Source organism: Rhodoferax lacus (genome assembly GCF_003415675.1).
Classification (GTDB): Bacteria; Pseudomonadota; Gammaproteobacteria; order Burkholderiales; family Burkholderiaceae_C; genus Allorhodoferax; species Allorhodoferax lacus.
In genome coordinates this window covers 1-26,001 of the sequence record NZ_QFZK01000006.1, presented here as the reverse complement: position 1 = coordinate 26,001, position 26,001 = coordinate 1, and the positions used below count along the sequence as shown (strand labels likewise).

17 protein-coding genes are annotated in these 26,001 nt (G+C 64.9%); 10 read left to right on the top strand and 7 right to left on the bottom strand.

Translation table 11 applies throughout. The features are described from left to right. The first annotated feature begins 98 nt into the window (after positions 1 to 98). From DIC66_RS11405 to DIC66_RS11365, 9 genes are all read left to right on the top strand, one after another. Positions 99 to 1,523, top strand: coding sequence for a sensor histidine kinase (locus DIC66_RS11405; RefSeq protein WP_158558896.1), 1,425 nt, complete (start codon positions 99 to 101; stop codon positions 1,521 to 1,523). Continuing rightward, complete coding sequence (locus tag DIC66_RS11400) at positions 1,507 to 2,148, top strand: response regulator (RefSeq protein ID WP_117177252.1); 642 nt, start codon at positions 1,507 to 1,509, stop codon at positions 2,146 to 2,148. Before DIC66_RS11405 ends, DIC66_RS11400 begins: the two co-directional genes overlap by 17 nt. Before the next feature lie 15 nt (positions 2,149 to 2,163). Next, positions 2,164 to 3,354 (top strand): HlyD family secretion protein, encoded by a 1,191-nt coding sequence (locus tag DIC66_RS11395; protein WP_117177251.1) that lies wholly within the window; start codon positions 2,164 to 2,166, stop codon positions 3,352 to 3,354. After that, a complete protein-coding gene (locus DIC66_RS11390) occupies positions 3,351 to 6,107 on the top strand; it encodes an ATP-binding cassette domain-containing protein (protein WP_117177249.1) in 2,757 nt (918 codons plus the stop codon). The genes DIC66_RS11395 and DIC66_RS11390 overlap by 4 nt, the downstream gene beginning before the upstream one ends. Further along, on the top strand, positions 6,104 to 8,323 hold the full coding sequence (locus DIC66_RS11385; protein ID WP_117177247.1) for an ATP-binding cassette domain-containing protein: 2,220 nt from the start codon (positions 6,104 to 6,106) through the stop codon (positions 8,321 to 8,323). The genes DIC66_RS11390 and DIC66_RS11385 overlap by 4 nt, the downstream gene beginning before the upstream one ends. A gap of 193 nt (positions 8,324 to 8,516) precedes the next feature. Next, positions 8,517 to 9,449 carry an ABC transporter substrate-binding protein gene (locus DIC66_RS11380; RefSeq protein WP_158558895.1) on the top strand — a complete coding sequence of 311 codons (933 nt, stop codon included), beginning with the start codon at positions 8,517 to 8,519 and terminating at the stop codon, positions 9,447 to 9,449. Beyond that, the gene (locus DIC66_RS11375; RefSeq protein ID WP_117177243.1) at positions 9,446 to 13,336 is read left to right on the top strand and encodes a response regulator; all 3,891 of its coding nucleotides are present in this window, start codon (positions 9,446 to 9,448) and stop codon (positions 13,334 to 13,336) included. The genes DIC66_RS11380 and DIC66_RS11375 overlap by 4 nt, the downstream gene beginning before the upstream one ends. Positions 13,337 to 13,406: 70 nt before the next feature. Next, a complete protein-coding gene (locus DIC66_RS11370; protein ID WP_117177241.1) occupies positions 13,407 to 13,823 on the top strand; it encodes a response regulator in 417 nt (138 codons plus the stop codon). A 61-nt stretch (positions 13,824 to 13,884) separates the two neighbouring features. Then, positions 13,885 to 15,036 carry a response regulator gene (locus DIC66_RS11365; protein WP_199534719.1) on the top strand — a complete coding sequence of 384 codons (1,152 nt, stop codon included), beginning with the start codon at positions 13,885 to 13,887 and terminating at the stop codon, positions 15,034 to 15,036. Between the two features lie 45 nt (positions 15,037 to 15,081). Here the strand turns inward: DIC66_RS11365 and DIC66_RS11360 are convergent, their stop codons facing one another. The 6 genes from DIC66_RS11360 to DIC66_RS11335 form a co-directional block, all read right to left on the bottom strand. Further along, positions 15,082 to 16,080, bottom strand: coding sequence for a hypothetical protein (locus tag DIC66_RS11360; protein WP_117177239.1), 999 nt, complete (start codon positions 16,078 to 16,080; stop codon positions 15,082 to 15,084). 9 nt (positions 16,081 to 16,089) lie between these two features. Beyond that, positions 16,090 to 17,472 (bottom strand): ubiquitin-like protein, encoded by a 1,383-nt coding sequence (locus DIC66_RS23105; protein ID WP_158558894.1) that lies wholly within the window; start codon positions 17,470 to 17,472, stop codon positions 16,090 to 16,092. A gap of 70 nt (positions 17,473 to 17,542) precedes the next feature. After that, a complete protein-coding gene (locus DIC66_RS11350; RefSeq protein WP_158558893.1) occupies positions 17,543 to 20,560 on the bottom strand; it encodes a bifunctional diguanylate cyclase/phosphodiesterase in 3,018 nt (1,005 codons plus the stop codon). Between the two features lie 55 nt (positions 20,561 to 20,615). Further along, positions 20,616 to 22,238 (bottom strand): methyl-accepting chemotaxis protein, encoded by a 1,623-nt coding sequence (locus DIC66_RS11345; protein WP_117177235.1) that lies wholly within the window; start codon positions 22,236 to 22,238, stop codon positions 20,616 to 20,618. 86 nt (positions 22,239 to 22,324) lie between these two features. Next, positions 22,325 to 22,945 (bottom strand): response regulator transcription factor, encoded by a 621-nt coding sequence (locus DIC66_RS11340; protein ID WP_117177233.1) that lies wholly within the window; start codon positions 22,943 to 22,945, stop codon positions 22,325 to 22,327. Next, positions 22,942 to 23,787, bottom strand: a complete 846-nt coding sequence (locus DIC66_RS11335; RefSeq protein WP_117177231.1) for a sensor histidine kinase — start codon at positions 23,785 to 23,787, stop codon at positions 22,942 to 22,944. Before DIC66_RS11335 ends, DIC66_RS11340 begins: the two co-directional genes overlap by 4 nt. 176 nt (positions 23,788 to 23,963) lie before the next feature. Between DIC66_RS11335 and DIC66_RS11330 the strand changes: the two genes are divergently transcribed. Further along, positions 23,964 to 24,995, top strand: a complete 1,032-nt coding sequence (locus DIC66_RS11330; protein ID WP_117177229.1) for a pirin family protein — start codon at positions 23,964 to 23,966, stop codon at positions 24,993 to 24,995. 89 nt (positions 24,996 to 25,084) lie between these two features. Here DIC66_RS11330 and DIC66_RS11325 read toward each other — a convergent pair. After that, positions 25,085 to 26,001, bottom strand: a 917-nt coding sequence (locus DIC66_RS11325) for an aldehyde dehydrogenase family protein (protein ID WP_117177227.1), incomplete at its 5' end; no start/stop codon positions are given.

The window sequence follows — 26,001 nt, the reverse complement described above, 5'->3', positions numbered from 1 at the left end:
CCCGCTGCTACATTGGCCGCATGCTTGGCTACACCCTAGAAAATACAACAGCAACGCCCACTGATGACCTGCGTTCAAAGTCCGGAACGGCCCAGCTGATGAAACGCGCCTTCAACCACCTGTCCTTGTCCCGGCAGTTTTTGATGGTCAGCTTTCCGGTGCTGCTGGCGGGCTCGCTGGTGATTGGCTGGTGGATTGGCCGCCAGGTCGAAGAAGGCGTGGTGCACCGCATCGGCAGCGTCACCGCCCTCTATGTCGATGCCTTTGTCGGGCCCCACGTGCAGGTGCTCGCACACAACCAGCAACTTACCGCGGCCAACATGGCCATGCTCAACTCCGACCTCAGCAGCACCATGCTGGGCCAGAAGATCATCTCCCTCAAGGTCTGGGACAACACCGGACGCGTGCTCTTCAGCACCGACAAGTCCGTCATCGGCAAGCAGTTTGAGATTGAAGAAGGCCTGGCCGTGGCACTCACGGGCAGCATTTTTTCCGAGGTGAGCGTGCGCAGCAAGGCCGAGCAGATCGAGCACGGCCAGCCCATGCCGCGCCTGATTGAAACCTACACCCCCATCCACGAAGACCGCACCGGCCGCGTGATTGCCGTGGCCGAGTTTTATGAGCGCCCCGATGAGCTCGACCGCCTGGCCGGCGAGGCCCAGCGCAGCAGCTGGATCCGCATTGCGGCCATCATGACGGCCACCTATTTGTGCCTGTTTTTCCTGGTGCGCCGTGGCAGCCACACCATAGACGCCCAGCAAAGCGAGCTCAGCGAACAGGTGGACCAGCTCACCGTGCTCAATGCCCGCAACGTGGAGCTGCAGGCGCGCGTGATTGATGCGGCCGAACGCGCCACCGCCCTGAACGAGAACTTCCTGGCGCGCGTATCGGCCGACATCCACGACGGCCCGGGCCAGGACCTGGGCTTTGCGCTCATGCAGCTCAAGAACATGGACGACGCCTGCGCCAACCCCGACACGGGCGTGGCGCCGCTGCGGCCCGAAGGGGTCCAGAGCCTGCGCCTGACCCAGGTGGCCATCGAGTCCGCCCTCAAGGACTTGCGCGCCATGTCGGCCGACATCGAGCTGCCCGACATCACCCGCCTGGAGCTGTGCGAGATCGCCGCACGTGTGGTGCGCGACCTGCAGGTCAAGACCGGCGTCAGCGCCGACCTGGTGGTGGCCGAACTGCCCAAGGCCGCCAGCTACCGCCTCAAGGTGGCGCTCTACCGCCTGCTGCAGGAGTCACTGGCCAACACCGTGCGCCATGCCGCAGGCACACCCTGCAGCGTGCGCCTGAGCGCCAACGAGCACAGTCTGCACGTGGAGGTGCGCGACCAGGGACCGGGCTTTGACCCGGTGGCCGCCGCCGCCAAGGGCCGCCTGGGCCTGCGCGGCATGCGCCAGCGCGTGGAGGTGCTGGGCGGCGTGTTCGAACTGCTGACCGCACCGGGTGCTGGCACCCTGATCCGTGTTTCCCTTCCCCTAACCGTAGAGACCCAAGCCCGTGAGCAATACGATTGACATTCTGGTCGTGGACGACCACCCCCTGTTCCGCCAGGGTGTTGTGAACTCCCTGGACATGGTGCCCGACTTCAAGGTGGTGGGCGAAACCTCTTCCGGCGAAGAGGCCCTGGGCTTGTGCCTGAGCCTCATGCCCGATGTAGTGCTGCTGGATGTGAGCATGCCGGGCTGGAACGGCATCGTCACCGCCGAAAAAATCGCCCTGGCCTGCCCGGCCACGGCCATCGTCATGCTCACCGCCGCCGACGACAAGGACAAGCTGCTGGCGGCCCTGAAGGCTGGCGCGCGCGGCTATGTGCTCAAGGGCGTGTCGGCCAAGGAGCTCTCGGATGTGGTGCGCTCGGCGTGTGCGGGCGAGGTCTATGTGTCGCCCTCGATTGCGGCCGAGATGCTGGTCTCGCTGACCCGGGGCAAGGCGCCCGACCCATTGCAGGAACTGACCGACCGCGAGCGCGAGATCCTGGAGCTGATTGGCAACGCGCTCACCAACCGCGAGATTGGCGAGAAGATTTTTCTGTCCGAGAAAACCATCAAGCACTACGTCACCAACATCCTGCAAAAGCTGCAGGTGCGCAGCCGTGTGGAGGCCGCCCTGCTGGCCAACCGCCACGGCCTCAAGGGCTAAGACGCTCCTTTCATCTTGGCAGCGCAGTTTTCACGTACCACGCGGTCCCTGGCCAGGGACAGCTCCGCCCTGGCACTGGTGCTGTGGGCCATGGCCGCCGTGTTGCTGCTGGCCTGGCTGGGCTGGTTTGTGCTGGGCCGCGTGACGGTGTTTGAGGTGTCGCGCAGCGCACGCCTGGAGGTGCAGCAGTCGGCCCATCCGGTGGCCGCGCTGGTGGCCGGCAGGATGGAGCACAACAGCCTGGTGCTGGGCCAGGAGGTGCATGCAGGCGATGTGCTGGCCCGCCTGGACGCCAGCCGCGAAACCCTGCGCCTGCAGGAAGAACAGTCGCGCCTGGAGGCCTTTGCCCCACGCATCGAGTCATTGGGCCGCGAGATTGCCGCCCTCAAACAAGCCCAGGGCCAGGACCGCCTGGCCGCCGAGGCTGCCCTGCGCGCAGCCCGGTTCCGCGCCCAGGAGGCCAGCGCCGGTGTGGACTTTGCCAAGGACAACGAGCGCCGCCTGAAGGAAGAGAGCCGCATGGGCGGTGCCGCCCAGGTCGATGCCCTGCGCGCGGGTTCCGAGGCGCGCAAGCAAAGCGCAGCGCGCGATGCCCTGGCCTCGGACGCACAGCGCCTGGAAGGCGATGCGCGCACCCGCCACGCCCAAGCCCAGGCGCAGATTGAAAACCTGGAGCGCGCCATCGTCACCCTGGAAGGCGAGCGCGCCACCACCGCCACCACCATCAGCCGCCTGACGCAGGAGCTGGAGCCTTTTGTGCTGCGCGCCCCGGTGGATGGCGTGGTGGGCGAAGTGCTGGCCGTGCCCGCCGGTGCCTATGTCACGGCCGGCCAAAGAATTGCCACCGTGGTGCCGCGCGGCGGCCTGGTCATCGTGGCGGAATTTCCACCGGCTGCGGTGCTGGGCCGCATCCACCCGGGCCAGGCCGCCAGCATGCGCCTGGACGGGTTTCCCTGGACCGAATTCGGCAGCCTGCCAGCTCAGGTCACGCTGGTGGCCAGCGAAATCCGCGAGCACACGGTGCGTGTGGAGCTCAAGCCCCTGCCCGCAGCGGGCAGCCGCCTGCTCTTGCAGCACGGCCTGCCCGGCACGGTGGAGATCAGCCTGGAGCAGAGCTCCCCGGCGCAGCTGCTGCTGCGCGCCATAGGCCAGGTCTCGCCCGATGGCCTGTTGTCGGCGGCCTCCAGGGACAAGCCCGCGCCGTGAGCACCGCGCAGACTGGTACACAGCGCAGGCGCTGGCTGGTGCCCGAGGTGGTGCAGACCTCGGCCATGGACTGCGGCCCGGCCGCGCTCAAGTGCCTGCTCGAAGGCTTTGGCGTGCCGGTCAGCTACGGCCGCCTGCGCGAGGCCTGCCAGACCGATGTGGACGGCACCTCGATAGACACCATCGAAGTGGTGGCCGGGCAGCTGGGCCTGCAGGCCGAGCAGGTCATGCTGCCGCTGGACCATGTGTTCCTGCCCGAGACCCAGGCCCTGCCCGCCATGGTGGTGGTGCGCCACAAGGACGGCAGCACCCACTTTGTGGTGGTGTGGAGCCGCCATGGCCAGTGGCTGCAGCTGATGGATCCGGCCGTGGGGCGGCGCTGGGTGACGGTGCAGCGCTTTGCCGAAGAGGTGTTTGCCCACCAGATGCCCGTGCCCGCCAGCGGCTGGCGCGCGTGGGCCGCCAGCGACGATTTCCTGCAGCCCCTGCACAGCCGCCTGCGCAAGCTCGGCGCCTCGGCCGCAGAGGCCCGCCTCCTGCAGCAGGAGGCCCTGCAAGACCCGCTCTGGTTTGGCCCGGCCGCACTCGACGCCAGCGTGCGCCTGGTGCAGTCGGTGGTGGACGCAGGCGGCCTGCGCGCAGGGGCAGAGGCGCTGCGCATGGTGGGCAGCCTCTACCGCCAGACGCATGGCAGCACCGGCGATATTTTTCACAGCATCCCGCCTGCCTACTGGTCGGTGGAGCCCGCGCATACCGATGAGGCCGGCGCCCTGCAGCTGATGCTGCACGGCGCGGTGCTGCTCAAGGTGGCGGGGCTGCAAACTGCTGCCTCGGAGCCACTCACCGGGCAAGGCCCCAGCCTGCCGCTGCCCTCGGCCGAACTGCTGACCGCCCTGCGGCAAAAGGACGCGCGGCCCCTGCAAGCCATCTGGGGCCTGTTGCGCCAGGATGGCCTCTTGGGTCCCTGGCTGCTGGCTGGCGCCATGGCCATTGCAGCGGCTGTGGTGCTGCTGGAGATACTGCTGTTTCGCGGCCTGTTTGATATCCGCTGGGCGCTGGGCCTGCCCTCGCAGCGGCTGGCGGCCATGGCCGGGCTCATGGTGTTTATCGTGGTGCTGATGCTGGTGGAGGTGCCCATACTCACCGAGGCCATGCGCTACGGCCGCCATCTGGATGTGCGCCTGCGCATGGCCCTGCTGCACAAGCTGCCCACCCTGAGCGACCGCTACTTCCAGAGCCGCCCGGTCTCCGACATGGCAGACCGCAGCCACAGCATCCACCTGGCGCGCATGGTGCCGGGCTTTGGCCTGCAGTTCATCCAGGTCGCCTGTGACCTGGCCTTCACCCTGGTGGGCATTGCGCTCATCGACCAGGCCAGCCTGCCGCTGGCGGGCGCCATTGCACTGGCCGCCCTGCTGGTGCCCGCGCTGGTGCAGCCCCTGCTCAATGAGCGCGACCTGCGCGTGCGCAACCATGCCGGCGCCCTGCATGGCTTCAACCTGGACGCGCTGCTGGGTCTGGTGCCCATACGCACCCACGGCGCCGAGCGCGTGCTGCGCCGACAGCACGAGGGCCTGCTGGTGGAGTGGACGCGCTCGGCACGCGGGCTCATCACACTGGCGCAAGGTGCACAGGCCCTGCAGTCGCTGCTGTGCCTGTCGCTGGTGGGCAGCCTGCTGTACCTGCATTTCGAGCGTGCCGGCAGCGCCAGCGGCGCCGACCTGCTGCTGGTGTACTGGGCCCTGAAGCTGCCTGCCATCGGCCAGACCCTGTGCCACCTGGCGCAGCAATATCCGGCGCAGCGCAATATGCTCTTGCGCCTGCTGGAGCCGCTCAACACCCCCGCGCCGCCCGTGGCACCACCCCTGCAAACGCCGGATCCGGCCGCGCCCGCTGCGGCACCCACGCCCGGCATGGGCATCCATATCCAGGGCGGCAAGATCGTGGCCGGTGGCCACACCGTGCTCGAAGACATCCACCTGCACATCGCGCCGGGCGAGCATGTGGCCATCGTCGGCGCCTCAGGTGCGGGCAAGTCCACACTCCTGGGCCTGCTGCTGGGCTGGCACCGGCTGTCCGAGGGCCATCTGCACATCGACGGCGCAGCACTCACCGACGCCAGCCAGCAGGCCCTGCGCCACAGCACCGCCTGGGTGGACCCGGCCATCCAGATCTGGAACCGCTCGCTGCTGGACAACCTGCACTACGCCTGCGACGCTGACAGCGCAGCCCTGGACCGCATGGCCACGGTGCTGGACCAGGCCCAGCTGCGCCGCGTGCTGCAGCATTTGCCAGAGGGCATGCAAACCGCGCTGGGTGAAGGCGGCGCCCTGCTCTCTGGTGGCGAAGGCCAGCGCGTACGCCTGGCCCGTGCGCTGATGCAAAGCGGCGTGCGCCTGGCCCTGCTGGACGAACCCTTTCGCGGCCTGGACCGTCCGCAGCGCGAGGCCCTGCTGACGCAGGCACGGCAGTGGTGGCGCACGGCCACGCTGCTGTGCGTGACCCACGACGTGGCCGAGACCCTGTCGTTTGCGCGTGTGCTGGTGGTGGAAGACGGCCGCATTGTGGAAGACGGCGTGCCCCTGCGCCTGGCCCAGTCCGACTCGCGCTACCGCGCCCTGCTGGAGGCAGAAAAGCAAGTGCGCCAGCGCCTGTGGACCGGCGCCAACTGGCGCCGCCTGCAACTGCGCGAAGGCCAGTTGGTAGACAGTGCCACAGTGGGCAGCAGCCCCACACCGAGGGCCGCTGCATGAGCGCCGCCATGCCCGACACCTTGCAAGGCCTGTGCTGGCCGGTGCACCAGGCCGGTGCCGCGCTGGAAGAGCTGGCACGGCGTGCCGGTCTGGCCGACAGAGCCAGCGAAGTGCCCGCCCTGCCCGCCGAGCTGGACCTGGATGACAGCGAGGCCCAGGCCCGCTGGATGGATTGGGCCGCCGGCCGCCTGGGTCTGGAGGCCGAGGCCGTGGCCACGCCCCTGGGCGGTTTTGAGGCGCTGCTGCGCCAGGCCGCACCCGCCCTGCTGCATGTGCAGGACACGGGCCACGGCAACCCCGGCCTGCTGCTGGTGCTCAAGGCCCGCGGCCACAAGCTGCAACTGATTGGCACCGACCTGGCCTTGCACACACGCAGTGCTACTGAGCTCAGTGCCGCCCTGTGCACGCCGCTGCAAGCACCCTACATAGAAGCCATCAACCACCTGCTGAAGGTGGCCGAGGTGCCCGAGGCCCGCAGTGCCACCACGCGCCAGGCCCTGCTGCACGAGCACCTGGCCGCGCAGTCCGTGTGCAGCTGCTGGCTGCTGCGCGCAGCGCCCGGCATGGGCTTCTGGCAGCAGCTGCGCCAGGCCCGCCTGCCGCACAAGGTGCTGTACATGCTGCTGGCCTTTGCTGCCGTGTATGCCGCAGAGATCGCCGCCTGGGCCATGGTGGGCAACATCACGCTGGGTGGCCACCTGGACCTGGGCTGGCTGGCCGCCTGGGGCCTCTTGGTGCTGTCGCTGATTCCCCTGCACCTGCTGGGCGGCTGGCTGGATGCCAGCTTTGCGCTGGACATGGGCCGCATGCTCAAGACCCGTTTGCTGGCCGGCATTCTGCAGTCGGACCTGGACGCGGTGCGCAAGCAGGGTGCCGGGCAATTGCTCAGCCGCGTGATGGAGTCGCAGGCCCTGGAGTCGCTGGCCCTGAACGGTGGCATGGGTGTGCTGGTGGCGCTGCTGGAGCTGGGCATTGCCGCGGCCGTGCTGGCCAGCGGCGCCGGTGGCCACTGGCATGTGCTGCTGCTGGCGCTGTGGCTGCTGCTGAGCCTGGCTTTGAGCTGGCGCTACTTCCAGCGCCTGCGCCGCTGGACGCTGATGCGCCTGGACATGACCCATGGCCTGGTGGAGCGCATGGTGGGCCACCGCACGCGCCTGGCGCAGGAGCGCCCCTGGCGCCGCGACGCGCAAGATGACCTGGCCCTGCGCGACTACCTGGATGCTTCTGCGGCCATGGACCGCGCCATCATCCCGGCCGCGGCCGTCATGCCGCGCGGCTGGATGCTGGTGGGCCTCTTGGGCCTGGCGCCCGCCTTTGTGGCGGGCAACGCCAGCGCCGCCGCGCTGGCCGTGGCCCTGGGCGGCATGCTGCTGGCCAACCGCGCGCTCATGGGCATCTCGGCCGGGCTGGCAGCACTGTCCCGCGCGGCCGTGGCCTGGCAGCAGGTGGCCGGCCTGTTCCAGACCCGGGCCGCTGCGAGCGGAAATGCGCCGTATCTGGCAGGCAGCAGCCCGGAGCCTGCAGTGGCCCCTGGGCATGCCGATGCCGGTGCGGGCGTGGCCGCTGCACCACCCGCGCGCAAGCTGGGCGCACTTCAGCCACCTCGCCGCAAGGTGATAGACGCCAGCCAGCTGCGCTTTGGCTACGGCACATCGGGCGAGCCCCTGCTCAACGGCCTGGACCTGACGGTTTACAGCGGCGAACAGCTCCTGCTCGAAGGCCCCTCGGGCGGCGGCAAGTCCACCCTGGCCAGCCTGCTGGTGGGCCTGCGTCAGCCGCACAGCGGCCTGTTGCTGCTCAATGGCCTGGACCGCCACACCCTGGGAGATGCCTGGCACCAACTGGCCACCGAGGCGCCGCAGTTCCATGAGAACCACATCCTCTCGGGCACGCTGGCCTACAACCTGCTGATGGGCCGCAACTGGCCGGCCAGCACCGACGAACTGAACGAGGCACGCGCGCTGTGCGAAGAACTGGGCCTGGGCCCGCTGCTGCAGCGCATGCCCTCGGGGCTGATGCAGATGGTGGGCGAGACCGGCTGGCAGCTCTCGCACGGCGAGCGCAGCCGCATCTTCCTGGCGCGCGCCCTGCTGCAAAAAGCCGAGCTCACGGTGCTCGACGAAAGCTTTGCCGCGCTGGACCCGCAGACCCTGGAGCAGTGCCTGCTGTGCACCCTCAAGCGCAGCCGGGCGCTGCTGGTGATTGCGCATCCCTAGCCGGGGGGATTTTGAAGGGCTGACACCGGCCAAACCGGGGTACATAAAAAATGCCATTCCACAGCGGGTTTTGCCTTATCGCCTGTAAATACTTGTGTATCCTCAATCTCAAAAATTGGCTCAGCCAGGAAGCTTTGTGGAACAACCCTCTCATCGGTCGCACTTGGACGTCCATCTGTACCGTCGAACGTTTTTGGCGTTCACAAGTGCCACCCTGCTGAGCGCCTGTGCGCCTCCACGCGCGCCCTTGCGGGTCGGAACCATCGTTTTTCCCGGATACGAAGTGCTCTTCCTGGCGCGCGCAATGGGCTGGCTCAAACCCGAGCTTGTACGGCTGATCGAACTGCAGAACAGCAGTGATTCGGTTCGAGCCCTGGCTGCAGGCAAAATCGAAGCGGCCCAACTGACCATGGACGAAATGATGGCCGCCCGGGCCGGTGGCGTGGATTTGCGCGCGGTGCTTGTGCTGGACACCTCGGACGGTGCGGACCAGGTGCTGGCACGCCCGGGTATCTCCATGTCCAGTTTGGCAGGCCGCAAAATTGCCGCGGAAGACAACTCGGTCGGGGCGCTGATGATGGCCTCTTTGCTGGAGGCAGCCGGACTTCGGGTGAACCAAGTGGTCAAAGTACCCATCACGCAATCGCGGACGGTCGAGTACTACCAGAAAGGGTTGGCTGACGTGGTTGTCACGGCAGAACCCTGGGTCAGCCAGATCAAGGCGCTGGGCGGCCAGACCATTTTTGACAGCAGTGCCGTGCCAGACCGCATCCTCGATGTGATTGCCGTGCGTGCCGATGCGCTGGACACGCATGCCGACGCATTGCAGCACCTGGTGGCCATGCAGTTCGCCGCCTTGGACCTGTTTCACAAGCATCCGGAGCAGGCCTCACCGCATATGGCGTCACGGCTTCAGATTGCACCAGAAGAAGTCCCTGCCACGTTCGCGGGACTCAAGCTTCCCGACCGGAGCCAGAACCAGGCCATGCTCCAAAAAGGGGGGAGCCTGGCCAAGAGCCTCCCGGCACTGCAATCCATTTTGCTCAACGCCCGGCTGCTGCGCGAACCCGTCAACACCGATGCACTGCTGGATGACCGCTTTGTCCGCCAGGGAGTGGCGACATGAGGAGGTTGCTGAACCTGCGCTATGGACTGCCAGCGGCCATCTTTCTGGTGTTTCTCGCGCTGTCGGTGCTCTCGTACTACTACAACCTGCGAGCCGGAGAAAAGAATTCGCTGGACATTGCGGTGTCCAACGCCCTGTCGCTGTCGGAGCGCCTGGCACGCACAGCCCAGATCGATCTGATTGGCGACAAGGCCCAGGTGGACAGCGACCTGGGCGTTGAATCGGCCGATTGGCATGTTTCAGTGCTGGCGGTCGCGGATGAAGACGGAAAAATCCAGGCCGCGCACCGGCTGGAGTGGATCGGCAAGAACATGGCGCAGACGGTGCGCGGTTTCGACCTGGTGCGGCTCAAGGGCATCACCCAGGGTCGCTTGCCTGATGTGCAGGTCATCGACGGTGCGTCCCGGTATTTGCAGGTGCTCACCCCCTTCATAGCGGCAGGGACACAGTCGCAGATCCGCTCACTGGCCAGCGGTGTCGTGTACCTGGAGTACGACCTCTCGTTTGACGACGCCCGCAATCGCTGGCTCGCACAGCGGCGCTGGCTGATCGAAGCGGTTCTGGGAATGCTGATGGCATCCCTCCTCTCCCTGGTGCTTTACCGGCGTGTGGCACGCCACCTGCTGCGCATCGAGGCGGCCAGTCGCCTGCTCAGCGACAACCCCGATGCCAGCGCCTCGGTTCCGGTGGCGGGGCCGCTGGAGTTGCGCCAGCTCGCACTGGCCTTCAACACCATGGCCGACAAGGTTGTTGGGGCACGGCGTGACATGGCCTCGGAGTCGGCGAAGCTGGCGGCCATTGTCGGCTCGGCCATGGATGCCATCATCACCTTTGACGCCCATCAGCGGGTGACCATGATCAATGAGGCGGCGCTGGAACTCTTCGGCTACACCCGGGAGCAAGCCATCGGGCTGAATCTGGACAGCTTTGTGCCGCAGCGCTTCCGCCATGTCCATGCCCAAAATGTGAAACGCTTTGGCCAGCAGGGTGACCTGCACCGCAGCATGGGGCAAAGGGCCGTGTTTGCGGCACTGCGGGCCAATGGAGAGGAGTTTCCGATCCGGGCGTCCATTTCCCACCTGCTGGTTGCCGGCGATGAGCTCTACACCGTCATCCTGCAGGACGTCAGCAAGGAGATCAAGGCGGAAACGGAGATCCGCCAGCTCACGGTGAATCTGGAAAAGCTCGTGGAACTACGCACGGCCAAACTCAATGAAGCCACACAGTCCCTGGAGGCGCGGCAACTGGAACTGGCTGCGGCACGTGACGAGCTGCAGAATATTTTCGACTCGGCAACCGTGGGCATCTTGCTTTCGAGAGACCGGGTCATATTGCGCTGCAACCCCAAGGCCGCAAGCATGCTGGGCTATGCACCCGAGGATTTGAATGGGCAGATGTCCAGAATCCTTTACCCCAGCGACGACGTCTTCCAACAAAGCGGGCAAATCCTGCGCAGCCAGTTGCGGGAAGCCGGCCTGTCCACACTGGAAACCCGGATGGCGCGCCGGGATGGATCGGTGATGTGGGTCCGTATGAACGCGCGCCTGCTCAACGACGGCTCCATGAACGGGATGTTGCTGGCATTTCTGGAGGACGTGAGCCTTCAACACGCTACCAGTGAGGCCTTGCGGCAAGCCAAGGAAAAGGCCGAAGAGGCCAGCGCTGCCAAGGCCAATTTCCTGGCCAATATGAGCCATGAAATTCGCACGCCCATGAACTCCATAATTGGCATGAGCCAGCTAGCCTTGGGGACCAGCCTGGACACCAGGCAGCGCAACTACATTGAAAAGGTGCACCGCTCGGGTGAAAACCTGTTGGGCATCATCAACGACATCCTGGACTTTTCAAAAATTGAAGCGGGCAAGCTCAACATGGAGGTAACCGATTTCAATTTGGATGGCGTGATGGACAACCTGGCCAACCTGTTGGGATTCAAAACCGAAGACAAAGACCTCGAATTGCTCTTCGATACGGCACCCGATGTGCCGCTCCATCTGATCGGTGACCCCTTGCGACTCGGCCAGGTACTCATCAACCTGGGCAACAACGCTGTCAAATTCACGGAGCGCGGGGAAATCGTGGTTGGTATCGAGAAACTGCGTGACCACGCCGATGGCGTGGAACTGCATTTCCTGGTTCGTGACACGGGTATCGGCATGACGCCTGAGCAGTGTGACAAGCTGTTCCAAAGCTTCAGCCAGGCCGATGCCTCCACCACCCGCAAATATGGCGGAACGGGGCTTGGACTGGCCATCTGCAAAAGTCTTGTGGAGGGTATGCGGGGCAAAATCTGGGTTGAAAGCGTGCCAAACCAAGGCTCCACTTTTCACTTCCAGGCACGCTTCGGCGTTCAGGCCAACCCACAGGTTCAACGCATGTTCAGGGCCGAAGAGCTGCTGGGCGTGCGCCTGCTCGTGGTCGATGACAATGCATCCGCCCGGGAGATCCTGACCACCATGGCCCAATCCTTTGGCCTGGTGGTTGATACCGTCAGTGGCGGCCCCGAAGCCCTGCAAAGGGTGGCGAGTGCTGACCTGAACGAGCAGCCCTACGACCTGGTGCTGATGGATTGGAAAATGCCCGGCATGGATGGATTTGAGGCGATGCGCAATCTGCGTGCTGCGGGGTCAAGCCGTACGCCTACCGTCATCATGATCACATCCTTCGGACGCGATGACGCCGCAGCGCGTGCCCAGAACCTGGGCGTATCGGTACAAACGGTTTTGACCAAGCCGGTGACACCCTCCGGTCTGCTGGAAGCCATTGGCGAAGCACTTGGCAAAGGCACAAAAGTCTCTGTCCTCAAGGAAGCGCGCCTGGAAGACCACGCCATTTCAACCGACAAGCTCAGGGGTTCCAGGGTGTTGCTGGTGGAAGACAACGACATGAACCAGGAACTCGCGCAGGAGCTGCTGACCAATGCAGGCATTGAAGTCGTGCTGGCCAGGCATGGGCAGGAGGCACTGGACATTCTGGACGCCGATCCACACTTCGATGGCGTTTTGATGGACTGCCAGATGCCCGTAATGGACGGCTACAAAGCGACGCAGGAAATCCGCAAGAACCTTGCCTTCCATAACCTGCCCATCATCGCCATGACCGCCAATGCGATGGCCGGCGACAAGGAAAAGGTTCTGGAGGTCGGCATGTGGGACCACATCGCCAAGCCACTGAACCTGGGTGACATGTTTGCCACCATGGCCAAGTGGATTTCCCCGTCTGCAGACCGGGGGGCGCCTGGCAACAGCGTGCCATTGGCCCCTGCGCAAAGCGCGCACAGCGCGGTTGGGGGATGGCTCCATGATGCGGTCCTTCCCGGAATTGACACCCGGTTTGGCCTGACCATCGCCCTGAACAAGGAAGCCCTGTACCGGCGCCTGCTGATCAAGTTCCGTGATGGTCAAGCGCATTTTGAAACCCTGTTTGCGCAGGCCCGCGCCGGTGCAGACCGCACGGCCGCCCACCGCTGCGCCCACACACTGGCCGGCACCGCCTCGACCGTGGGGGCCAAGCGCCTGCAGGAGGCGGCAAGGCGGCTGGAGCAGGCATGCGGGCAACAGGCACCGCAAGAACAGGTGGACGCCATCCTGCAAGAGGTTCTGCATGAACTCACACCGGTGATGGACGGACTCAAAGCCCTGGGCAGTGGTGACACGCATGGCGTAGCGCAAGTGCCCGCCCCCGCAGTGGAAACAGAACAGATTGCCGCCCTTCGAGTGCGGCTGCTGGACCTGATGGACATGGGGGATTCCCGTGCCATTGATTTGTGCGAGGAGCATCAGGCGCAATTGCAGACCGTCTACCCGACCCGGTGGAAAAAAATCATGGCGTCCCTGCACAACATGGATTTTGAAGCCGCGCTGGAACTCTTCAAGGAATTGGGATGATGCCCAAGCTTGGCCGGAAAACCCCTGTCCATGGGTTGGCAGGGTTGACAACTATTTTTGCAGGAAAAACATGAGCACCCCTTCTCCACACAACAACCAGACGGCCCTTGTTGTCCGGACCTCCGTCATGGTCATCGATGACGATGCACTGACCCAGGAACTGCTGGCGGAAATCCTGGAGATGCTGGGCTTCAGCGAGCGGCTGAGCGCAGGAGACGGACGCTCGGCATTGAAGCTTCTGGCGGACATGAAGCGTCCACCAGACGTTGTGATGTGCGACATCTTCATGCCGGAGATGGACGGGATTGAGTTTCTGGATCAACTGGTTGGGCAAAATTACCGTGGCGGACTCATCTTGATGACCGGTGTCGATCCCGAAATGCTGCAGCTGGCCAGAACAATTGCCGAGGTTCGCGGACTGCGGGTGCTCGGCACGGTGATGAAACCGGTGTCCCTGGAGCAGCTTTCGTCCTTCCTGACGCCTTGACGGGCCCGGGCTGTATGGTCAGAAAAACAATGGAGGCTTACATTTTTGTGGGAGTTGGAACATGAATGCAAACATGGCGACGGTTGAAAAACCAACGATTCTGGTGGTCGATGACACGCCTGAAAATCTGTCGCTCATGATGGAGTTGCTCAAGGATGCCTATACGGTACAACTCGCCAACAGCGGCGAGCGCGCACTCAAACTCGCAGCCAGGGTGCCCCACCCGGACCTGATCCTGCTGGACATCATGATGCCGGCCATGGATGGCTACGAGGTGTGCCAGAGACTGAAATCCTACCCGCCAACCCGGGATATACCAGTGGTGTTTCTGACGGCCAAAGCCGAAGTGGCGGATGAAAAAAAAGGGCTGGAAGCCGGTGGCGTGGACTACATCACCAAGCCGATCAGCGCGCCCATCGTGCTGGCGCGGATAAAAATCCATTTGGCCCTGAAGGCCCATGCCGACTTTCTGCGGGACAAGAGTGATTTTCTGGAAGCCGAGGTCAGCAAACGCACCCGCGAGGTGCTTGCCATTCAGGATGTGACGATCATGGTCCTGGCTTCACTGGCCGAAACCCGTGACTCCGACACCGGCAACCACATTACCCGCACGCAGTTATACGTCAAGGCGCTCGCACAACATCTTGCCGCCCATCCCAAATTTTCTTCGCTGCTGACGGACGCCTACATTCAAATGCTGTACAAGTCGGCGCCCTTGCATGACATCGGCAAGGTGGGCATTCCGGACCGCATTCTGCTCAAACCAGGGCGGCTGGATGCCCAGGAGTTCGAGATCATGAAGACACACACCACCTTGGGGCGTGATGCCATCGAACATGCAGAGAAACGGCTGGGCATTCAAGTCGGTTTCCTGTCCATGGCCAAGGACATTGCGCTCTCGCACCAGGAAAAATGGGATGGTTCAGGCTATCCGCAAGGCCTGGCCGGTGAGTCCATCCCGCTGCCGGCACGGCTGATGGCTGTTGCTGACGTGTATGACGCCCTGATCAGCCGCCGCGTGTACAAACAGGGCATGCCGCATGAGAAGGCCGCGGCCATTATTCAGAAGGGTCGGGGTACCCATTTTGATCCGGACCTTGTGGATGCATTTGTCGTCTTGCAGGATGAGTTCCGGCAAATAGCAGCACGGTTTGCCGATGCAGAAGCCGGCGTGGATGACAAAAAGCTGCTGCTGGACCGCTTGTCTGTCTAACCCAAGGCAGCGTTTCTCAGCAGTGGGTGGTGCGCGCCAAAGGCCTCAACACCGGCCCAGCTTGTCCAGCTGGTAACCGGCCACCGCCTTGAGCTGTGCAGTCAGCGGCCCCGGGGCCGCTTCACAGGCGGCCAAGAAATCCTGCAGCACCTGGCGGTTATGCGCCAGCAGGCCGTCGAACAGGGCGTGCGCGCGGTTTGAGGGCAGCCCCTGCTCCGACAGCAGGGCAACAAACACCTGCCGCGGCAGGGCAGGCGCATCCTGGTTGACCAGCTCGACATAAGACAGCTGGATCTCGTTCTTGCGGGTACGCACCTGGGGCACGCGCGCGCCCTCCCGAAGTTCGGACAGGCCATCCCACCGGGACACCTGCAGCGTGGTGGTGGCATCCAAACCGATGCGAACCTCGCAGGACAGGGCCGACCGGCTGGGCGCGGCAAAGTGGTAGTTGAAAAAAAAGTGGAAGGCATCCAGGTGCTGGCGATAGCACGCCAGCACTTCCCCCGCAAAGCGGCCCGACAGGCTCACACCCTCTGGGCTCACCCCATAGGGCGCACCGGTGTCAGCATGGTTGATCAACTCCAGCACCGGCATCAGGCGGGAGCTGCCCTGCACGCGAATCTGCCGGCTGATGCAATAGGCCGCGAAGGCCTGCTGCGGCGTGGGCGGCTGGCCCAGGTCATCCGTGCAGCCAAAAATCTGCAGGAAATGTTTCAGCCTGTCGGGCAAGGCGCACAGCGCCTGGTAGTGCGCCCGGATACGGGCATGCCCGCCCGCCGCCCATGCGATGCTGCGCAGGTAGCCCTCATGAAAGGCCACGACTTCGGCACCCAGACCGCTGCCTGAACGGACCTTGAGCTGCGCTTCAGGCGTCAACTCCAGCAGCTGCGGTGCAATCAGCAATTGCGCTGGCGTGTGCACCCGCACTGCCTGCGCAGGCTCGACGGCAAACAGGCCAATACCATGCTGGCACGGGCGAATGCAGACGTTGTCGGCAATGCCACCCAAGGCCCGGAATTGGGCCAGCAGTTCTGCCGGACTCATCGTCCGGAATCAAAAAAGAAAGCTGGCACCGAGTTGCAATGCACTGGAGCGGAACTGGCTGGAGCCGCTGGTGTAGACATACGCCGCGCGAACCGTGGGGCCCCGCCGGCTTGCATGCGCCAGACCCAGCTCCACCGAAGTCAGCTCGCTGGGGCTGCTCTGGATGGCCAGGCTGGTATCGCCAGCGCCCGAGGCCGCATCCACATAGCGCAGCGTCTGCTGCAGCTCCCCTCCCGCATGGCGGGCGTACTGCCAGGCCAGGGAAGGCTTGAAGCTGCCCCCCAGGGCCGCCACCTCCGTGGCCACCTTCAGGCCCAGCGATGCGCCATTTGCACTGCTGCTGGCACTGTCGTACTGCACCGCCAGGGGCGAGCCGGACTCGGCGAAGGCGTCCAGCGTGGTTTGGCTGGCCTGCAGGTGCACATAGGGCGCCAGGACCCAGCGGCCGTACTGGAGCTGCTGGCTGAGCTTGACACCGGCAAACAGCACATGGCCACTGCGGTTGCCAAGCAGCTCGGCATCTGCAACCCGCAGGGTGCCAAAGCCCAGGTCACCATAGCCGATCACACCATCCACCTGCCACAGCGCGGGTGTGGCGTAGTGCGCATAGAGGGAGGCTGTTTTTTGTGTGGCCGTGACACGCGAGCCCAGATCGTCTGTGGCGCTGTTGTCCTCGCCATAGCCCAGGGCCGCGCCCAGCAGCCATTGGGCGTTGAGCTGTGCGTCGCCCCCCACTGTGAGGCCACGCGCCAGAAAAGAGCTGTCCAACCCATAGCTGTTGCTGGCCCCATTCGCGCTACCCACAGCGGCCCACAGACGCACAGATCGCTCCAGGCTGTCTGTGGGCAGGGCAGCCAGATGGCCCCAGACATGGGCAAGCTGTACCGCGCCCAAACGTTCCACTGCCGCCGTTTGCGCGGCCAGCTGGCGCTTGACAGACAGGTCATCGGAGAGGTTCGCGGCCGTGGCCGGCTGCGCCAGCGCCACCAAATGCAGGGTGGATTCCTTTTGGATGTTGTAGTCACTCAGCGTGCGGCCATCCTGCAGTTCCTTGCCCGCAAAGATCAGCCGCTGCTGGTCCGGCGGTATGCCTTCCTTGTCCTGGATCTTCTGCTTGACGTTGTCGATGGAATCGCTGGGCTCGACCTCCAGGGTGATGGTCTTGCCTGTCAGCGTCTTGACGAATATCTGCATGGCCATCGCAGCCGTTGACAGCAGGCACGCGCCCAGGAAAAGCGCGAGCTGCCTGGCGCCTTGCAGCCAGGCCTGGCGAGCGGATATGCGGGGCGGTGCGCATGGGGCACCGGCTGTGGAGCGAAAGGTAAAACCCGCGGCCTCGGAAGTAATGTCCAGAACGGTGCGGCCGTTTGCGCCAGGATGTGGTGTTTTCATAGGTGAGGCCGCGAATGATACACAGCGGGTACAGAGCGAGCGCCATGCGCACCAGAGACGCAACACAGGTTCACCCCTGCGTCCACGCAAGCGGCGGCGTCCATTCCTGGCACCAGCCCACCACCTGATCAGCCGGCATGGGCCGCGCAATGGCATAGCCCTGGCCCAAGGCGCAGCCCAGTTCGATCAGACGCTGGCCGTGGGCCACGCTCTCCACACCTTCGGCTATGACCTCGCGGTGGAAGGCTGCGGCCAGGCCGATCACGCCCCTCACGATGGACAGGTCACTCTGGTCTTCCAGCATGTCGCGCACAAAGCTCTGGTCGATCTTCAGGGTCTCCACCGGCAGGTGGCGCAGGTAGGTGAGCGACGAGTAGCCGGTGCCAAAGTCATCCATGGCAAAGCGCACGCCCTGGCGATGGCATTCCTGCAGGATCTTGGCAGACATGGCGATGTCTTCGAGCGCGCTGGTTTCCAGCACTTCCAGCTCCAGCAGGTGGGGCTCCACATCGGAGTGGTCTGCCAGCAGGTCGGCCAGTTGGGTGGCAAAGTCCGGCTGCTGCAGCTGCCGGGCCGCAATGTTGACGCTGACCGACAGCTTCAGGCCCTGCACCTGCCACTGGCTCATCTGTGCGAGCGCCGTGTCCAGCACCCAGGCACCCAGCGCCTCGTTGAGGGCGTGGCGTTCGATGGCCGGCAAAAAGGCACCGGGCAGCAAGAGGCCGCGCGCGGGATGCCGCCAGCGCACCAGGGCTTCGAAGCCGATGATGGCGCCGCTTTGCATATGCACCTTGGGTTGGTAGAACAGCACGAACTCCTGGTGGGCCAGGCCGCGCGCCACATCGTCCTGTGCAATGGCGCGGCTCTTGGCCTCTGCGTCCTGGGCCGAGTCAAACAGGTGGTACTTGTTCTTGCCGCTTTGCTTGGCCTCGTACATGGCCTGGTCGGCATGGCGCATCAGAAGGTCGGCGTCCGCACTGTCCTGCGGGTACAGGGTCACGCCGATGCTGGCCGTGACCTGCACCTCATGGCCCTGGACGTGCACAGGCTCGGCGCAGGCGGCCAGCACGCGCGTGACCAGCTGGATGCAGTCCTGCGTACTGGCAATGCCGCTGAGCACGGCCACAAACTCGTCGCCGCCCATGCGGGCCAGCGTGTCCACATCGCGCAGCGCGGCCTTCATGCGCCGCGACAGGGCCACCAGCAGCGCGTCGCCGGTCTCGTGGCCATACAGGTCATTGACCTGCTTGAAGCCATCGAGGTCCAGGTACAGCACGGCCAGGCTCTGGTTCTGGCGCTGGCACAGGGTCATGGCCTGGTGCAGGCGGTCCGACAGCAGCAGGCGGTTGGGCAGGTCGGTCAGCGCATCAAAGTGCGCGCCGTGCTCCAGCTCTTCCTGCTGCAACTTGAGCACGGTGATGTCTGAAAACAGCACCACATAGTTGGGCACCTCACCACGGTCACCCCTCACCTGGGTGACGGTCAGCCAGGCCGCAAAGGCCTGGCCGTCCTTCTTGCGGCTCCACAGCTCGCCGCGCCATTGGCCGCTTTGGCGCAGTGCACGGCGCATGGCCCTGAAGACTTCGGACCCCTGGCTTCGGGCGTGAAAGGTGCTAGGACTGTGCCCCATGACCTCGTCCCGGCTGTAGCCGGTGATCTGGGTAAAGGCCTCGTTGACTTCCACAATCCGGCCGCGGCTGTTGGTGATCAGGATGCCTTCGCTGGTATTGGTGAACACGCTGGCCGTGAGCTTGAGCTGTGCGCTGGCAGCCTTCTCGGACGTGATGTCACGCGCGATCTTGGAGGCCCCGACCAGGCGGCCCAGGGCGTCGCGTATGGGTGCTGCGGTCAGGGACACCACAATGCTGCGGCCGTCCTTGCACAGGCGCTCGGTCTCCAGATGGTCCACGCCCTGGCCCTGGCGTATCCTGGACAGGATGGCGGCCTCTTCGTCATGCAGGTGGGCCGGTATCAGGCGCAGGATGGATTGCCCGATCATCTCGTCTGCGGTGTAGCCAAAGATGCGCTCGGCCCCCGGATTCCAGCTGGTCACCACGCCGTCCAGCGACTTGCCGATGATGGCCTCATCGGCCGAGCGCACGATGGACTCGGCCACGTGCGATGCCGTCAGGGCGCGCAGCAGCGCCAGGCCGGTGGCCAAGGCAAACAGCGAAATCAGCGCGGCAACCAGGACAAGGAACACCGTGTGCTGCTGCCAGGGGCGCAGCACATCGGGCTTGCCGATGCTGACATACACCAGCAGCGGGTAGCCCGGTACCTGCGCATAGGCCACCAGGCGCGCCACGCCATCGATGATGCCCACGGGCGACTCGAAAAGGCCCTTGGCCGGCGCGGCCGCAATGTGGGCCCACCCGGCACCCTTGGCCAGGGACTTGCCGATGGCGCTTTCGCTCAAGGGGCTGCGAAAGATGATCTCGCCGTCTTTGCTGGCAATGCCGATGGTGCCCGAGGGCTCCAGGCGTTCACCATCGAATATGGCCGCAATCCTGTCATAGGTGATGAGCATGAACAGCACCCCGATGTCCCCGCCCGCCACATCCACCGGTGCCGACACGGGAATGCCCCATTTGCCGCTGACCTTGCTGCGCACCGGCTTGCCAATGTGGAAGCCACGGGTTTCCGGATGGGCCTGGGCCTTGAAATATTCGCGGTCATCCACCCGCACGTTGTCGGTCTCGGGCGTGCGGGGCACATAGCGCACCAGGCCCGCGCGGGTGGCCAGGCGGATATCCAGCAGCCCACCGGAGGCCGTGCGCAGCTGCTGCACCAGTGCGATGAACTCGGGCGCCAGCGAGGGGTCTTGCGTGGGGTGCGCTTCCATCCAGTGCCTGGCCACCATCAAAGACACTTCGGCCTGTTTGAACAGGCTTTGTGTTTGCGATTGCACCGCAGCGTTGAGCTCTTCCTGCACCTGCGCATTGGCCGCCAGCGCGTTGTGCCGCTCCATCAACGACCAGGCCGCCACCGAACCCCAGACAAACAGCAGCAAGAGCGCAATCACCCCGATCACCCGACGGTGGTTGTGTGACTGCAAGCGGTCCACCAGGGCTTCCAGCATGGGTTTCATGACACGGCCTTCTGTCTGCATTCCCTCAAAGCCCGGTTGCATGCATAGTCTGCACTCAATAACCCAGCAGCATTTCTTTGCCCTCGCGGCGCAGCCCCACCGCATCCACCTGCGAAAGCGTGACCTCACCGGCCTTCAGGCGGAACAGCTTCATGGAGTTGCTCACCCCCTCCACCTGGAAGTGCAGGGACTTGGCCGTGGCCGCCAGTTCTTCCACCATGGCGGCGTTTTGCTGGGTGATGGAGTCCATCTGCACGATGGCCTCGTTGATCTGCGAGATGCCCAGAGTCTGCTCGGCCGAGGCGTGGCTGATCTCATCGAGCACGGTGCCCACCTTGCCCACCGATTCCAGCGCGTTGGACATGCGCTCCAGCGCCACCCGGGTCTGGCCTTCCCCGGCGGCAATGCGCTCGCCGGATTCGGTGATCAGTGTCTTGATCTCCCGGGCGGCCGCCGCCGTGCGCTGCGCCAGCGCCCTTACCTCGGAGGCCACCACGGCAAAGCCGCGGCCCTGGTCCCCGGCGCGGGCAGCTTCCACCGCTGCGTTCAGGGCCAGGATGTTGGTCTGGAAGGCCACGCCTTCAATCAGCTGGATGATCTCGGTAATCTTGTGCGAGGACTGCGCGATGCCCTCCATGGTCTGCGACACCGACTGCACCGCCTCGTTGCTGCGCGAAGTCACGTGCATGGTCTGCTGCGCCAGCTGCGAGCCGCGCGTGGCGGAGTGCGCGCTTTGCTGCACCGTGCCGTTGATCTCTTCCATGGAGGCCGCCGTTTCTTCCAGGCTGCTGGCCTGCGACTCGGTGCGCGAGGACAGGTCCTGGTTGCCGTCAGCAATTTCACGCACCGCCATGGAAAGCTGGCCGATCTCAACGCGCACATCGCTCACCACAGTGCGCAGGTTGACCGAGGTCTGTGTCAGCGCCTGCTGCAGCTGGCCAATCAGGCCGCTGCGGTCCACCGCCACCTCATGCGACAGGTCACCTGCGGCCAGGTGGTTGGCATCCGCCACCAGCGCCTCCAGGGGTTTGATGGTGATGGACCAGGTGGACCAGAAAACAAAGGCTGCGGTCAGGCAGCAAACCACCGCCTCCACAGCAAAGGGCACATCCAGCGCCAACGTCGCCATCATCACCGCCACGGAGACCAGCTGAAGCAGGCCCAGGGTGGTGGTCACGCCGGGCTTGAACAGCCCCTGCACGCGGCCCACCAGGTCGCAGCGCACCACGGCACCCCGGCTGAGCGTCAGCACCCGGTGCCCGGCCTGGGCCTCGGTGCGCATCTGCGCATACAGCTGCTCGGCGGCCGCAATGTCGCTGCTGCTGGGCGCGGTGCGCACCGACAGGTAGCCGGTGACCTGTGTGCCGTCCAGCATGGGGGTGGCGTTGGCGCGCACCCAGTAGTGGTCGCCGTTCTTGCGGCGGTTTTTTACCAGGCCGGTCCAGGGCCGCTTGTTCTGGATGGTGTCCCACATGTCGCGGAAGGCCTCTTCGGGCATGTCCGGGTGGCGCACCAGGTTGTGGGGCTGGCCCAGCAGCTCCTGGGTGGCGTAGCCGCTGACCTCCACGAAGGCCGGGTTGCAGTAGGTGATGCGTCCCTTCAGGTCGGTCACCGAGACCAGCGTCTGTTCGGGCGGGAAGTGGTATGCCTGCTGCGTGACGGGTAGGTTGCTGCGCATCGTGATCCCTTGTGTATGTGTCAACCATGATGCAGCGGCCCACACGGACCGCATGTCAGCGTTCTCCTACAAAAGCAGGAAAATTTTCAGTGGTAACCGTGGCAGATGGCCAGAGCCACCAGCTCGGCATTGCTGCGCAGGCCCAGCTTGGACAAGAGGCGCGTGCGGTAGGTGCTGATGGTCTTGGTGCTGAGCTGCAGCTTGACGGATTGCTCCTGCAGGCTGGTGCCTGCCAGCAGCGCCTTGAACACCTGCAGCTCGCGCGGGGACAGCGCGCCAAAAGGGTCATCCACAGCATCAGGCTTGGGGCGGACCTTTGCATGCGGTGGGAACCAGGTGCCACCGGCCAGCACTTGGTAGAGCGCGCGCATCACTTCAGTGGCATGGGCCTCCTTGCCCAGAAAGCCCTGGGCACCCGCCCTGCGGGCAATGCCTGCGTACTGCGAGGCCGGATACATGGAGAACATCAGCACCGGCAGCAGGATGCCGCTGGCACGCAAGCGCTCCAGCACCGCAATGCCGCGGCGCAGCGGCAGGCCAATGTCCAGCACCAGCAGCTCGGCCATGGTGGAGCGCACCACCTCTTCTACCTGGATGCCATCGCTGGCCTCGGCCACCACTTCCAGATCCTGCGTGCCGCGCACCATGTCGCGCAAGCCTTGTCGCACCACATGGTGGTCATCGGCAATGATCAGGCGTGACTTCATACGGCGCCCACAAAGCCCACAAAACCCATGTGCACGGTGACCGTGGTTCCTGTGGCACCCGAATCGATACGCAACTGGCCGCCATGCTGGCGCACCCGCTCGCGGATACCCATCAGGCCAAAGCCACCGGTGGCCTGCTCGGGCGCAAAGCCGTGTCCATCGTCCTTCAGGCGCAGCCGCAGGCCACCTGCCCCGCCGGACAGGCTGACCGTCACCCGCGAGGCGCGCGCATGCCGCGCCACATTGGTAAGCAGCTCCTGCAGCACGCGGAACATGTCAATGGCCAGCTTGCCATCGGGCTCACAGGGCAGACGGGCAAACCGGCCACTGGCCGCAATGCCCACCTGCGCGGACCAGTCCTTCAGGGTCCAGCGGCAGGCCTCGACCAGCCCCAGGTCATCCAGCATCTGGGGGCGCAGGCGGGTGCAGATGTCGCGGGCGGCCAGCTGGGTGTTGCGTGCGGTCTGGGCCACGGCCAGCAACTCACTGGCCTGCACCAAGCCGCCTTGTGCCAGCCTGCCGGCCAGGGCTTCGAGCCTCATGCGTATGCCGGTAAGGGCGGCGCCCAGCTCGTCGTGCACATCGCGTGACAGCGCCCTGCGCTCTTCTTCCATCGAGTCCTGCAGCTGCATGACCTGCGCCTGCAACCGGCCTTGCAAGCCGTCCCACAGAGCCAGGTCTGCCTTGGTGCCTGCGGCGTCTTCATGCACACGTCGCATGTGCCTGGAAAAAGCCTGCCCGGCCTGCTGCGCAAATCCGTCCGGAATGCGGTTGGGCGTGGTGGCGGTGATGGGGGCGGACTCGGTTTTCAGCAAGGCAGAGTCATGGTCATTTTTGGACATTGGGGCTGAGTGTCATGGCATATGTGCGGAAATGACAAATGCACAAAAAGGTCAAGTAAGGTGTGGGGACTTGATAGGGACATTTTGCCCAAATAACAGGCACACCCGTTGGTGCTGCAGAGGCTGCGGGCTTTCGTTTGCAGTGACAATGGCCCATCTTTTTTGCAGCCCACACCATGACCACCAACATCCTGATCAAGCGCCAGCCCCTGGGCTTTCCCTGGCCCACCCTGGACCCGTTTCTGTTCTGCGTGCACCACAACGATGCCTATCCCCGGGGCAATGCGGCGCTGGGCCCGGACACCTCGCTTGCCGGTCGCAACATAGGCCAGGATTTTTCCGGCAAGGACGGCTGGAGCATGTACCACGGCGAGGTGGTGGCGGGCTTTCCGGCCCACCCGCACCGCGGCTTCGAGACGGTGACCATCGTGCGCGAAGGGCTGATAGACCACTCCGACTCGGTCGGCGCCACCGCGCGCTTTGGTGGGGGCGATGTGCAGTGGCTCACGGCCGGCAAAGGCATCGTGCATTGCGAGATGTTTCCCCTGGTGAATGCCGACAGACCCAACCCCACCGAGCTGTTCCAGATCTGGCTCAACCTGCCGGCCAAGAGCAAGATGGCCGAGCCGCACTTCACCATGTTCTGGCACGAGGCCATTCCCCGTCTGCGCCACGCCGATGCCAACGGCAAAACCACGCTGGTGACCTGCATCGCCGGTACCGTGAGTGGCCTGCAAGGCCTGCCGCCGCCACCGGACTCGTGGGCGTCCGAGGCCACTTCCGACCTGGCCATACTCACCCTGAAGATGGAGCCCGGTGCCCGCTGGACCCTGCCGGCAGCGCATGCGGGCACGCGGCGCCAGCTGTATTTTTTCAAGGGCTCCAAGCTGAGCCTGGCCGGGCAGACGGTGGATGTGGCGCAGGCCCTGGAAGTGGATTCCAGCCAGGCCATCGAGCTGGTGAACGGCGACGCCGAGGCCGAGCTGCTGCTGTTGCAGGGCCGCCCGATTGGCGAGCCGGTGGCGCAGTACGGCCCGTTTGTGATGAACACCCAGGCCGAGATCGAGAAGGCCTTCAGCGACTACCGCCGCACCCAGTTTGGCGGCTGGCCCTGGGGCGCACCCGACCCGGTGCATGCAGCCAGCCAGGGCCGCTTTGCCCGCCATGCCGATGGCCGCGTGGAGCAGCGCGACAGCCTGGCGGACTGAGCCCCCCGCCCCTGCCCGTACCCCTGCCGTTCCCGCCTGCACCCAGGCAAGGGACGGTGCATGGGTCCTCCTCAGCAACTCAGGCCAGCTCAAGCCAGCGTGTAGGCCGTCTTCACCGTGGTGTAGAACTCGCGCGCATACGCGCCCTGCTCGCGCGGACCGTAGCTGCTGCCTTTGCGCCCGCCAAAGGGCACGTGGTAGTCCACCCCGGCGGTGGGCAGGTTGACCATCACCATGCCGGCCTGCGCATGGCGCTTGAAGTGGGTGGCGTGTTTGAGCGAGCTGGTAGCAATGCCGGCGGACAGACCAAAGGGCGTGTCGTTGGCCACGGCCAGGGCCTCTTCATAGTCCGCCACGCGGATCACGCTGGCCACCGGGCCGAAGATTTCCTCGCGGTTGATGCGCATGGCGGCGGTGCTGTCCACAAACAGCGCGGGCTGCAAATAGAAACCCTCGGTCTCGCGCTGCAGGCGCACGCCACCAGTAAGCAGCGTGGCGCCCTCGGCCTGGCCGATCTCCACATACGACTGGTCCTGCTCCAGCTGGGCCTGCGACACCACCGGACCGATATCGGTACCCGCCGCGCAGGCATCCCCCACCTGGATGCGTGCCATGCGCGCCTGCATGGCGGTGATGAAGGCGGGGTAGATCTTGTCGGTGACGATCAGGCGGCTCGAAGCCGTGCAGCGCTGGCCGGTGGAATAAAAGCAGCTCTGCACGCTCAGCTCCACGGCCTGGTTGAGGTCGGCGTCGTCCAGGATGACCTGGGGGTTCTTGCCACCCATTTCCAGCTGCACTTTCTTGAGGTTCTGCGCGCAGGTCTGCGCAATGCGCGTGCCCACGCCCACCGAGCCAGTAAAGCTGATGGCGTCCACGCCCGCATGCTGCACCAGTGCATCGCCAATCACGCGGCCCGGGCCCATCACCAGGTTGAACACACCGGCCGGAATGCCGGAGCGGCTGATGATCTCGGCCAGCGCCCAGGCGCAGCCCGGCACCAGGTCGG

Coding starts and splice junctions, on each gene's coding strand:
- DIC66_RS11405 (WP_158558896.1), top strand. CDS start 99: ATGAAACGCGCCTTCAACCACCTGTCCTTGTCCCGGCAGTTTTTGATG.
- DIC66_RS11385 (WP_117177247.1), top strand. CDS start 6,104: ATGAGCGCCGCCATGCCCGACACCTTGCAAGGCCTGTGCTGGCCGGTG.
- DIC66_RS11375 (WP_117177243.1), top strand. CDS start 9,446: ATGAGGAGGTTGCTGAACCTGCGCTATGGACTGCCAGCGGCCATCTTT.
- DIC66_RS11370 (WP_117177241.1), top strand. CDS start 13,407: ATGAGCACCCCTTCTCCACACAACAACCAGACGGCCCTTGTTGTCCGG.
- DIC66_RS11365 (WP_199534719.1), top strand. CDS start 13,885: ATGAATGCAAACATGGCGACGGTTGAAAAACCAACGATTCTGGTGGTC.
- DIC66_RS11360 (WP_117177239.1), bottom strand. CDS start 16,080: ATGAGTCCGGCAGAACTGCTGGCCCAATTCCGGGCCTTGGGTGGCATT.
- DIC66_RS23105 (WP_158558894.1), bottom strand. CDS start 17,472: ATGAAAACACCACATCCTGGCGCAAACGGCCGCACCGTTCTGGACATT.
- DIC66_RS11350 (WP_158558893.1), bottom strand. CDS start 20,560: ATGAAACCCATGCTGGAAGCCCTGGTGGACCGCTTGCAGTCACACAAC.
- DIC66_RS11345 (WP_117177235.1), bottom strand. CDS start 22,238: ATGCGCAGCAACCTACCCGTCACGCAGCAGGCATACCACTTCCCGCCC.
- DIC66_RS11340 (WP_117177233.1), bottom strand. CDS start 22,945: ATGAAGTCACGCCTGATCATTGCCGATGACCACCATGTGGTGCGACAA.
- DIC66_RS11335 (WP_117177231.1), bottom strand. CDS start 23,787: ATGTCCAAAAATGACCATGACTCTGCCTTGCTGAAAACCGAGTCCGCC.
- DIC66_RS11330 (WP_117177229.1), top strand. CDS start 23,964: ATGACCACCAACATCCTGATCAAGCGCCAGCCCCTGGGCTTTCCCTGG.